Origin of the sequence: Salipaludibacillus neizhouensis, from assembly GCF_002886185.1 — a bacterium.
GTDB lineage: Bacteria > Bacillota > Bacilli > Bacillales > Salisediminibacteriaceae > Salipaludibacillus > Salipaludibacillus neizhouensis.
Genome location: NZ_NJAW01000037.1, coordinates 77,917 through 88,527 on the forward strand (window position 1 = coordinate 77,917; position 10,611 = coordinate 88,527).

The 10,611-nt window shown below is 37.9% G+C and carries 12 protein-coding genes; 5 read left to right on the top strand and 7 right to left on the bottom strand.

The window, feature by feature from the left end:
- Positions 1–44 precede the first annotated feature (44 nt).
- Positions 45–917 (top strand): DUF2628 domain-containing protein, encoded by an 873-nt coding sequence (locus CEF18_RS25520; protein WP_110939311.1) that lies wholly within the window; start codon positions 45–47, stop codon positions 915–917.
- A gap of 224 nt (positions 918–1,141) precedes the next feature.
- Here the strand turns inward: CEF18_RS25520 and csaA are convergent, their stop codons facing one another.
- Complete coding sequence (gene csaA, locus CEF18_RS25525; RefSeq protein ID WP_223292481.1) at positions 1,142–1,492, bottom strand: chaperone CsaA; 351 nt, start codon at positions 1,490–1,492, stop codon at positions 1,142–1,144.
- A 225-nt stretch (positions 1,493–1,717) separates the two neighbouring features.
- Here csaA and CEF18_RS25530 point away from each other — a divergent pair, with 225 nt between their 5' ends.
- Entirely contained in the window at positions 1,718–3,604 is a 1,887-nt protein-coding gene (locus CEF18_RS25530) for a BCCT family transporter (RefSeq protein ID WP_110939313.1), read from the top strand.
- Between the two features lie 83 nt (positions 3,605–3,687).
- On the opposite strand, the gene crcB is transcribed toward CEF18_RS25530, so the two are convergent.
- The 5 genes from crcB to nagA form a co-directional block, all read right to left on the bottom strand.
- Positions 3,688–4,089 (bottom strand): fluoride efflux transporter CrcB, encoded by a 402-nt coding sequence (gene crcB / locus CEF18_RS25535; RefSeq protein ID WP_223292482.1) that lies wholly within the window; start codon positions 4,087–4,089, stop codon positions 3,688–3,690.
- Positions 4,080–4,496, bottom strand: a complete 417-nt coding sequence (locus CEF18_RS25540) for a fluoride efflux transporter FluC (RefSeq protein WP_223292483.1) — start codon at positions 4,494–4,496, stop codon at positions 4,080–4,082. The genes crcB and CEF18_RS25540 overlap by 10 nt, the downstream gene beginning before the upstream one ends.
- A 237-nt stretch (positions 4,497–4,733) precedes the next feature.
- Positions 4,734–5,177 (bottom strand): hypothetical protein, encoded by a 444-nt coding sequence (locus CEF18_RS25545; protein ID WP_110939314.1) that lies wholly within the window; start codon positions 5,175–5,177, stop codon positions 4,734–4,736.
- Between the two features lie 95 nt (positions 5,178–5,272).
- Entirely contained in the window at positions 5,273–5,992 is a 720-nt protein-coding gene (gene nagB, locus CEF18_RS25550; RefSeq protein WP_310793596.1) for a glucosamine-6-phosphate deaminase, read from the bottom strand.
- A 25-nt stretch (positions 5,993–6,017) separates the two neighbouring features.
- Positions 6,018–7,181 carry an N-acetylglucosamine-6-phosphate deacetylase gene (gene nagA, locus CEF18_RS25555; RefSeq protein WP_110939316.1) on the bottom strand — a complete coding sequence of 388 codons (1,164 nt, stop codon included), beginning with the start codon at positions 7,179–7,181 and terminating at the stop codon, positions 6,018–6,020.
- A gap of 324 nt (positions 7,182–7,505) precedes the next feature.
- On the opposite strand from nagA, the gene CEF18_RS25560 reads away from it, so the two are divergent.
- Together CEF18_RS25560 and CEF18_RS25565 are read left to right on the top strand one after the other, a co-directional pair.
- Positions 7,506–8,966 (top strand): SulP family inorganic anion transporter, encoded by a 1,461-nt coding sequence (locus tag CEF18_RS25560; RefSeq protein ID WP_110939317.1) that lies wholly within the window; start codon positions 7,506–7,508, stop codon positions 8,964–8,966.
- A gap of 19 nt (positions 8,967–8,985) precedes the next feature.
- Positions 8,986–9,411, top strand: coding sequence for a universal stress protein (locus CEF18_RS25565; protein WP_110939318.1), 426 nt, complete (start codon positions 8,986–8,988; stop codon positions 9,409–9,411).
- Between the two features lie 97 nt (positions 9,412–9,508).
- Here the strand turns inward: CEF18_RS25565 and CEF18_RS25570 are convergent, their stop codons facing one another.
- Positions 9,509–9,847: a hypothetical protein gene (locus CEF18_RS25570; RefSeq protein WP_110939319.1), complete on the bottom strand. Its 339-nt coding sequence runs from the start codon at positions 9,845–9,847 to the stop codon at positions 9,509–9,511.
- Positions 9,848–10,042: 195 nt separating this feature from the next.
- Between CEF18_RS25570 and CEF18_RS25575 the strand changes: the two genes are divergently transcribed.
- Positions 10,043–10,486 (top strand): Dps family protein, encoded by a 444-nt coding sequence (locus CEF18_RS25575; RefSeq protein ID WP_110939320.1) that lies wholly within the window; start codon positions 10,043–10,045, stop codon positions 10,484–10,486.
- The last annotated feature ends 125 nt before the right edge of the window (positions 10,487–10,611 follow it).

The following is a 10,611-nucleotide window of genomic DNA, read 5'->3' on the forward strand; positions in this document are numbered from 1 at the left end:
CATGATAAAATAGTACCCAAGCTGTTTAAGAAGGAGAATTTACAATGAACAAGGATCAATCCTCTAGCTATTTAACGACTGAATCCCCCACTGTTTATGAGATTGTAAAGAATAATCATGAATACTATGATAAAAAATGGAAAAAACATAAAAAACCCGATAACTATGCAGGATGGAATTGGCCCGCTTTTATCATTCCGCCCTTTTGGCTAGCGTACCGCTATATGCATGGATCGACTCTACTCTATTTTATTTTTATTCTCGCCGAATTAACCCTTTTATCGGCTATTAGTTTTTATAGTGAAATGACTTTTTCGCTTCCTATATTGACACATTTCTTTTTTGGTCTAAAAGGCAATGCTTTTTTTACGAGAAGGGTTTTGAAGCTGATTCAAAATATCGATTCTGATACGGAAAAAACAAAACCTGCTGTTCCTCTATTTACGAAGAAAGGAACATCATGGATTAGTGCAATAGTGACGCCGGTAATTGTAATATTTCTCTTGATTTTACCTGTTCAAGCATTATCTGAATGGTCTTTTGAAAGTGAACTAGATCCAGGGATTTACATCTATTCCGATAACAATAATAATGAACAAACGCCTGAGTACAAAGGAGACATCATTACTTCTCCGGTTTTCAAGAAGTATGACGCACGAATTAACCTTTTTTACATTGGAGAAGAGCCTGTTAACAATCAGACATTTCGAGTCTCCCTTTTATTCCAAGATCCGGAAGATCCGGACGAATGGGAAAGCCTTCGCGATCGCGAGTCTAAGAAATTTTCTTCTAATCGTATCTCGTTGGATGTCATTGATGCACAAAATCCTGCCACTAAAGTTGGCAACTATCGGGTTGAAATTTTTGTTGGTGGGGAGTTTGTCGGAGAAGAAAGATTCACAATAACGATGGAATAACGGTATCATCATAAGAAAAACGGCATAGCCGTCTTTTATTAAATACAGCGTCAGCTTCCACCTCCTTTCGAGTAGCCACTACGTAATGCGTGTAGGTGCTACTCGAAAGGAGAGGTGGGTTTCCCTTAATACTTGCGTGTGGAGGTAGCTGCCCATTTTATAAATTAAAAGGTTGTGTTTAAGAAGGTATTGTATACCTTCTTAAACACAACCTCATTTGTTTTTTAGCTAATCGTCGTTCCATTCGGAACTTCTTCATCAACATTTAATAATACTACATCGCCTTTTTCAGGCGTTCCACCTATGACTAGCACTTCTGAAGCATAACCTGCAATTCTCCGTGGCGGAAAGTTCACGACAGCCACCACTTGTCGGCCTACCAAGTCTTCCGGCTCATAACGCTTTGTAATTTGAGCACTCGACTGTTTAATCCCTAAATCTTCACCGAAATCAATTTTCAGTTTAATTGCTGGTACTCTAGCCTCTTTAAAAGAACTTGATTCGATGATCGTTCCCACTCTCATATCTAATTTCATAAAATCCTCAATGGAAGCTGTTTCATTTATCTCAGACATTTTCTCACTCCTAATCATTACATTATTTAAATTGCAATCTTTTACAATAATACATTGTAGCTATATTGTTTAGCAAACTTCGTGACTTTAGTTTCAAATACTAGACAAAAGGGGAAAAAGTAACTATCATGGCACCAATGTCCTTCCTTTGCATTTATTTGGATTTTTAAGATTAGATTTACACTAAGAAAGGGGGTCTTCCGCTATCATGGATGACACTAATACATGAAAAATTATGAGTATGAAACAAAAAAACCCAATATTGTTTTCTATATTTCTGCACCACTAGTTTTCCTTTTTGTACTATGGGGATTTTTTGGACCTGAATCTCTAGAAAACCTTTCAGGGATAGCATTAGGTCTTACTCTCGATAATTTTGGGTGGTTCTACATGCTATCGACCGCCTTTTTTATCGCTTTCGTTTTATTCTTGGCAGTCAGCCCTTTCGGAAAACTTAAATTAGGGAAACCACATGAAAAACCTGAGTATAAGTTTTTAACATGGCTTGGCATGCTCTTTTCTGCTGGAATTGGTGTTGGTTTCGTTTTCTGGGGCGTGGCAGAACCTGTTCTCTATTTCTTCGATCCACATCCAGACTACGTTGGTGCGTCTGAAGGGGTTAGAGCCGCCGCAGGTCTGCGATACGGAGTTTTCCACTGGGCATTACATCCGTGGGCTATCTTCTCGCTCGTAGCTTTGACGTTAGCTTATGTACAATATAGAAAGGATCAACCGGCATTAATAAGTTCTGCTTTCCAGCCTATTTTAGGTGATAAAGCACACGGTCCTTTCGGAAAAGCAATCGATACATTGGCTGTTCTGGCAACTGCTACCGGTGTTGCTACGACATTTGGGTTAAGCGCGATGCAAATTACCGGGGGTCTTTCCTATCTTGTTGACTGGATACCAAACAACTCTACAACTCAATTTACGGTTATTGCAATCGTTACCGTTTTATTTATCTTTTCAGCTGCGACCGGAGTTAACAAAGGAATTAAGATTTTGAGCACCCTCAACTTAACCGTGGCAGCAATTTTGCTAGTTTTTGTGCTTGTATTTGGTCCAACTCTTTTTATAGCACAAAATTTTGTGACTACCATCGGTAGTTATATTACTAACGTCACCCAAATGAGTTTAGACTTAAACCCGTTTGGAGATGGTGAATGGTTGGGAAGCAACACTATTTTCTTTTGGGCCTGGCACATTTCATGGGCTCCATTTATGGGTATTTTTATCGCTAGAATCTCACGTGGCCGAACCATCCGTGAATTCATTGCAGGCGTATTAATTGTTCCTTCTTTATTAGCAGCACTATGGTTCACAGTTTTTGGCGGAACAGCTTTAGATATGATATTAAATGGAAATGAACAAATTGGTGATTTAGTCACGAACGAAGTTGAAGTGGCATTGTTCGCAACGCTTAGCGGACTGCCTTTCAGTGGAATTATGAGTACTTTAGCTGTATTACTAATTCTCGTTTTCTTTATTACGTCTGCCGATTCTGCCTCTTATGTTTTAGGTGCAATGACAAGCGGTGGCAGTCTAAGTCCTAAGCTATCCGTTAAAGTTATTTGGGGCTTTTTAATCGCTGGTGCTGCAAGTGTTCTTTTAATCAGCGGTGGATTGGAGGGCTTACAGACCGCCTCCATTGTCGCAGCTCTGCCATTCGCTCTCATCATGATTGTGATGATTTTCTCACTCCTGATTATGATGGGACAAGATTTAAAAGCGGACAAAATTCTAAAGAACAAACGTCATACTCGCCAAGTAAAAGATGAAGTATATGGCGGAATGCAAGAAAATATCTATGATAACTTCAAGGAAGAAGCGTACGGCGATATGAAAGACGACATTTATGAACAGGTAAAAGATGAAGTGTACGATGATTTCAAAGAAGATGCATATAAAGATATTAAAACCGAAGTATACGACCAGGTTAAAGATGAAGTATATGATGATATTAAAAACGAGGTGTACGAGGAATTTAAAGAAAAAATTTATCAAGATCTTCGAAAGGATCTTGGCGATCAATTATCTGACGACTTTTCTCCTTCGGAAGAAAAGAAAACTGCAAAAGATTCACACAAAGATAATCCTGATAATAAGAAATAAGCATACTAATGAAATGGAGTATGATATCAAATTAAGAGTAAAAAGGGCACTCAAATGAATTTCACTTGAGTGCCCTTTTTCATTTAAATGAACTTCATCACCTGACTGCCCAGAAACATTCCAATAAGAAAAGCAATCATTGCTCCTCCTATGGATAAACCTACATATGTAATAAACTTTCGCTTTTTTTGTTTCTGTAATAAGGTCACGGCTTCTACACTAAACGTTGAAAATGTCGTGAATGCTCCGCAGAATCCAACTGCGAAAACTAAGAAAGGAAGATCATCATAAACCATCTGAGGAACTTCCTGATATACCCATCCGAAAAATAGACCTAGAAATAAGGAGCCGAGTATATTCACCATAAGCATCGCTGTTGGTATACTTCTCTGTTTTAGGCGTGACTTCACCCACGCTCCAAGCAAATACCTGCATGAGGCGCCTATTCCACCTCCTAATGCAACAAGCAGGATGTTCATGACCATTCCCTCGATTCCTTCTTAACACTTCTATTAGCAAGGTACTGCCCTATCATCAATCCAATAGCGGCAACAAACATCCCGCCGAATAGTGATATGAGAAGATAAGTCGCCAATGATCCCATTGAATCGGTACCGCCTAAGACCACAGCATCTGCCGCTAAGGTCGACATCGTCGTAAACCCCCCACAAAAACCAACACCAATCCCTTCTTTCAAAACAGGTACGATTACTTTCACAAGTGTCCATCCTGTTAATGTCCCTAACAATAAACTGCCTATGATATTTTCAATAATCGTTCCTACAGGAAACAGGAGGGCCGTCGTTTGCATATTTATCAAATATCTTAACAATGTCCCTAAAGATCCACCAAGAAAAACAGAAAGAACCACCCATCCATGTTTTTGCATCATCTCGAACGCAACCTTTCATCTTCTCTTTCATTATCATCGCATAAAGCATTTCTCAATATCAAATTAATTGTTGATAATTAAACGGGGGGTGGTTCGTAGTATTAATGATTTTATGTTTTCAAAAAAATGCTGTCCCGTAAAGGTTTTAAAAAACCTTACGGGACAGCATTTTGATTTTAATATCGATTTATCCGAAACCCATAATTACTGCAAATGAATTAGCAGTATTGTAAATCATTACTCTTCCTCATTTTTAACCTCAACTGTCCGAATTGTTTGATGACGGAATTCTTGAAGCTCTCCAGCCTCAGTCTCAACCATGAATTCCGATACCATATGAACGTCAAAACTTCCTGGCTCAGTGTCGACTTCAACAGTGAAACCTGTTCTTTCACCGTCTTCTTCTAAGGTTGTTTGTTGATCTACATCTACGTCCTCTCCTTCGTATTCATAAAGGACCTCATCATCTAAGGTTATTTTTTCAATCCAAGCAATACTACTACCAAACTGGAACGTAGTTGGGTCCTCTCCCTCATAAATAATATATGGCGTTGCCGAGAGGCTCCCCCCTGAATAAACCGGATTGATATTCAAATCTATATCTTCATGTTCAGAAGCTCCACCACATTGCTTAAACGTAATTAGAGAAAGAAATATAAACGTTAATGACACGAATTTCACTCTATCACCTGCTTATACTAAAATAGTAATCTAATTCTATATTACTATAGATCGACAAAATATGGGTGGAATTTGGAAAATTACCTCGAAATATTTCACAGCAAACTTCTTGCCTCTTGATCAGCTATTATTATCAAACTAGGATGTTTTTGTAAAATGGTCACCGGGAACTTATCATTTACAGCTCCATGCATTAACTGATATATTGCTTCCGCCTTTTCTGCTCCTGAAGCGAGCAACAAAATACTTTTACTTTCCATAATGGTTTGAATCCCCATCGTAATTGCCTTATTCGGAACATCCTTTTCATCAGTAAAATACCTTGCATTTGCTTCGATTGTTGAAGGAGCTAAATCTACCACTTGCGTTCTACCATGAAAGGAACTTCCCGGCTCATTAAAACCAATATGACCATTACTTCCGACACCAAGTAATTGTAAATTAATGCCTCCCAAATCTTGTATTAACTGTTCATATCGTTTGCATTCTCCAGTAATATTTTCAGCATTTCCATTTGGAAGATGAGTTTGGTCTTTTTTAAGATTCAAAAACTGAAATAAATGTTTCTCCATATAGTGATGATAGCTATTAGGGTTATTTTCTGATAATCCAATATATTCGTCTAAATTCACCGTATGCAAATCTTTTAAAGAGAGTTGTTCCTGCTTTAAGTTTTGCACGAAGTATTTATAAAAACCTTCTGGTGTGCCTCCAGTTGCGAAACCAAGAACATTTATTTGTTTATTTTTTAATGAGTCAATAACGATTTGCGCCGCTTTCATACTCATTTCATGATAATTTTGTACTTTGATCATATCCAAGGTGAATATCCTCCTTTACTCATCCAAAAACTTTCGTTCCTTTTACATACGTTTGAAGGATATCAAGATTATCATTTACGACACAAAAATCAGCATCTTTCCCTGGTCGTAAACTACCCTTTTGTCCATCAACTTTTAACTGTTTAGCAGGATTAATGGTAGCCATATTAACAGCTTCCTCAAATGAACACCCCGTGTATGTCTGCATATTCCGTACAGCCTCGTTCATTTTTATAATACTTCCCGCAAGAGTGCCATCTGCCAACTTCGCTTGCGTTGCATCCACCTGAACCTGTTGCCCCCCGAGAGAATAGTTGCCAGGTTGCATTCCCTTTGCTCTCATCGCATCTGTGATTAATACAATTTTATCTGCGCCTTTATTTTTATAAGCTAATTTAACCATTGGGGGTGAGATATGAATACCATCTACAATCATCTCTACTATAAGCTCGTCATGTAAGAGAGATGCACCGGCAACACCAATATCTCTGTGATGTACTCCCCTCATTCCATTGAAAAGATGGGTAACATGCGTGAACCCATCTTCTATAGCAGTTTTCATTTGTTTATATGTGGCATCGGAATGGCCAATAGAAGGAAGAACGCCTTCTATAAGTAATTCTTCGACCAACCTCTCATCATCTTCTTCAGGAGCCATGGTTATTAATTTTATTGCATTTCCTGATGCTTCTTGGAAAAGATTAAATAGTTCACGAGAAGGCTTCTGAATAAACTTCAAAGGCTGGGCTCCAGCGCGTTGATCAGAAATAAAAGGACCTTCTAAGTGGACACCTAGTATTTCAGCCCCACTGGAATCTTTTGAACTCATCATGCTTCGAACATTTTTTAAGGCCTTTATTTTATCATCCACAGATTGTGTCATCGTAGTTGCCAAAAAAGACGTTGTCCCTTCTTTTGGCAAAGCCTGCTTCATTGTTTCTAATGCTTGCAAAGTACCGTCCATCACATCTGCACCTGCCGCACCATGAATATGCACGTCTATAAAACCAGGTATGATTTTTACAGGTTCATGAAACGTAATTACTTCATCTATACGTTTGTTATTATCAGCAGATTTTTCAGCTATGTTTTCCAATTTCCCATTGGTTAAGCAAACCAACGGATTTTCTATTTTACCCATTTCACTGTAAAGAGTTGCTCCTTGAAAAAAAATTGTACGCATCTTTACCTCCTAAAGGCTATAAGACTTTTCTAAACCACAGTATAACAAACCATATATTTAGTTGTCTATACCAGTTAGTGCTGTATAACAAAAAAACTCATTCCATTATCCATGAATACTTAGTAATTAACAAAATTGACACATTTGTAAAAAAGAGAGTATGTACACTATATACAGTGTAAACGAGAGAAAATGTAACATGAATCACGCTTACATTACATTTTATTATTCGACGTAATTCTGTTAAGATACCTTTGTTCTTGCCGGTCTAGTTTCTTACGGAGAAACTTATAACTTTAAAATAAATTAGAAAGAGGTGCAATTTTGAATTACGCAGAAAAAATTAAAAATGAATGGTTAGGAAATGTCCGAGGCGATGTTCTGGCAGGTATCGTTGTGGCATTAGCACTAATTCCAGAAGCGATTGCTTTCTCAATTATTGCCGGTGTCGATCCAATGGTAGGACTTTATGCGGCTTTCTGTATCGCAGTTGTGATTGCCTTCATCGGTGGTCGTCCAGGAATGATTTCTGGTGCAACTGGCGCAATGGCGTTATTAATGATTACCCTTGTTGCCGATCACGGTTTAGAATATTTGCTTGCTGCCACAATTCTTACAGGTATTATTCAATTATTATTTGGGGTGTTTAAGCTATCCGGGTTTATGAAATTTATACCTAGATCGGTGATGATTGGATTCGTCAATGCCCTGGCAATTTTAATCTTCACTTCTCAGTTGCAACACTTTGTTGGAGAAACATGGGTGATGTATAGCTTAGTTGCTTTAACCTTAGCAATTATTTATATCCTCCCTCGTTTTACGAAGGCCGTCCCTTCGACACTCGTAGCAATTATTGTTGTAACTGCAATCGTAATATTTATGAATATCGGTGTGCGTACCGTTGGCGATATGGGAGCATTAACACAATCCCTTCCTTTATTTGCTTTACCGAATATTCCTTTGACATTCGAAACGTTGATGATTATTCTTCCTTACTCTGTTGCTTTAGCGATCGTCGGTTTACTTGAGTCTTTATTAACCGCATCGATTGTAGATGATATGACAGATACTGATAGTAATAAAAACAAAGAAAGCCGCGGTCAAGGGATTGCCAATATGATTGCAGGTTGTTTTGGGGGAATGGCTGGTTGTGCCATGATCGGACAGTCTGTGATCAATGTAAAATCAGGCGGAAATGGTCGTTTGTCCTCTCTTACTGCTGGTATATTTCTAATGTTCTTAATTATTGTACTAGGGAATGTCGTTGTACAAATTCCAATGGCCGCACTGGCTGGGGTTATGATCATGGTTGCGATCGGAACGTTTGACTGGTCTTCCCTTATGAATATTCATAAATTGCCTCGAACAGACGCCATTGTAATGGTCGTCACAGTTGCCGTTGTGGTTTATACACATGATTTATCCCAAGGGGTTTTAGCCGGAGTTGTCTTGAGTGCTATTTTCTTCGCATGGAAAGTCTCTAAAGTACGCGTTGAAAAGAGCTTGAGCAAAGATAGTGTGCGAACGTATGAAGTTCACGGACAATTATTCTTTGCATCTGTCACTGACTTTTTAGCTAAAATCGATTATAATGAAGATGTAAAACTAGTTGTTCTTGATATTGCCAATGCACATTTGTGGGATGATTCCGCAGTGGGGGCCATTGATAAAATTGAGCACAAATTCGAGCAAAGAAACATTAAAGTAGAACTGACAGGCATGAACAAAGAAAGTTCAGTTCTCATGGATAAAATCGGCGGCTTAAGCAAAGCCTCTGGTCACTAATGACAGATGGAGGTTCAATATGTTTAATAACTTACTAGTAGCCATTGATGGTTCAGATCATTCTAAAAGAGCGCTGGAAAAAGCGATTGAATTAGCTAAATTAGAAGGAAATTCTAATATTGAGTTGCTTTACGTTGTGGCAGGAAATAAATCCAAGTCAGATGTATTGCAATATGGAGATTCAGATACTGCTTCTATGAAAAGAAAAAGAATGCTACTTCCTATCGAAGAACTTGTTGAGAGTGCTGGAGTAACTTCTAAAACAACTGTTCTTCACGGTAAAAAAGGTGCTGCTGAATCAATCATTGAACATGCAAATGAAGGCAGTTATGATGCCCTCGTTATCGGCAGTCGCGGTCTAGGTGCTGTTCAAACGATGATCATCGGTAGTGTTAGTCATAAAGTGATGAAGTATGTAGAGATGCCAGTGTTAATGGTTAAATAAGAAAAATGGCATAGCCGTCTTTTAATTAAAAAGATCTAGCTTTAGAATTCTAAAGCTAGATCTTTTTTTATGATTATCATCATACTTTTCTAATCAATCAATGACAATAAGCTAGCCCGTAGTCATCATACGTACCTGTAACGTCTATTAACATACTTATTTCCGACTCGTCTTCACTTAATATTGCAGCAATAGCATACTCTTCTGAGTTTGATTTATTAGTAAGTAATACAGCATAGCTCAAAGCATCCTCTGAATAAGTCATTTCTTCTAACAATAAATCACTTTTATCTATGTTTTGTTGCTCTGATATTAACGCAATAGCATCTTCTTCGACTTTCTTTTCCATTTCACTGGCTCCCCCGAAGAAATAAAATCCAGAATAACTAGCAAGTAAAACTAAGATAAAGCTAACTCCTCCCGAAAACAGTTTCATCCCATCACCCCTCCAGTATCTAATTATTAGTATAATAGTTTTCCTTTAAAAAAGTAACTATTTCTAAGTAAATTTATCGGAATTAAAATTAATACTTCCTTATTTATAATCATTATTACTTGATTGTTATTATAAAAAGTTATACAATATGAATATGAGTTCGATAAAACTAATATATTCTAGGAGTGCTAAAACATGAGTAACCAACAATTAATTAATAAAATGAACCATCAACTTTCTAACTGGAACGTATTAAACACGAAACTTCACCATTACCACTGGTATGTTTCGGGTCCTAGTTTCTTCACACTACACGAAAAGTTCGAAGGATTTTACAATGAAGCAGCCACAAACATTGATGACATTGCTGAACGTATTCTTACAATAGGAGGAAAGCCAGTTGCTACTCTTAAAGAGTACCTCGATGATTCTTCCATTAAAGAGGCCTCTGGGAATGAAGATGCCAACGAGATGGTAGCTGAGCTATCTAAGGATTTTGCTTTAATTAGTGAAGAATCTTACGTACTCGTTCAAGCAGCTGGAGAAGTAGACGATGAAGCTACTGCTGATATGTTTATCGCCTTGAAGTCGTCTATCGAACAACACGTGTGGATGCTAAATGCATTCTTAGGTAAATAAAATAAATAACAGACATTTAAAAGACTGGCTTGATCCTTCAAGGGTGGCTACCCCCAAAAGTTAGAGTTTTTTTATGCAGCTGATTGGCTGGATTGAGTTCGGTATTCTACTGGACTCAATCCGGC

What these genes read in the sequence shown, in the direction of transcription:
- csaA (WP_223292481.1), bottom strand. Translation starts at nt 1,492, where the DNA reads ATGTCTGAGATAAATGAAACAGCTTCCATTGAGGATTTTATGAAATTA.
- CEF18_RS25530 (WP_110939313.1), top strand. Translation starts at nt 1,718, where the DNA reads ATGAAAAATTATGAGTATGAAACAAAAAAACCCAATATTGTTTTCTAT.
- nagA (WP_110939316.1), bottom strand. Translation starts at nt 7,181, where the DNA reads ATGCGTACAATTTTTTTTCAAGGAGCAACTCTTTACAGTGAAATGGGT.
- CEF18_RS25575 (WP_110939320.1), top strand. Translation starts at nt 10,043, where the DNA reads ATGAGTAACCAACAATTAATTAATAAAATGAACCATCAACTTTCTAAC.
- CEF18_RS25540 (WP_223292483.1), bottom strand. Translation starts at nt 4,496, where the DNA reads ATGATGCAAAAACATGGATGGGTGGTTCTTTCTGTTTTTCTTGGTGGA.
- crcB (WP_223292482.1), bottom strand. Translation starts at nt 4,089, where the DNA reads ATGGTCATGAACATCCTGCTTGTTGCATTAGGAGGTGGAATAGGCGCC.
- nagB (WP_310793596.1), bottom strand. Translation starts at nt 5,992, where the DNA reads ATGATCAAAGTACAAAATTATCATGAAATGAGTATGAAAGCGGCGCAA.
- CEF18_RS25570 (WP_110939319.1), bottom strand. Translation starts at nt 9,847, where the DNA reads ATGAAACTGTTTTCGGGAGGAGTTAGCTTTATCTTAGTTTTACTTGCT.
- CEF18_RS25520 (WP_110939311.1), top strand. Translation starts at nt 45, where the DNA reads ATGAACAAGGATCAATCCTCTAGCTATTTAACGACTGAATCCCCCACT.
- CEF18_RS25565 (WP_110939318.1), top strand. Translation starts at nt 8,986, where the DNA reads ATGTTTAATAACTTACTAGTAGCCATTGATGGTTCAGATCATTCTAAA.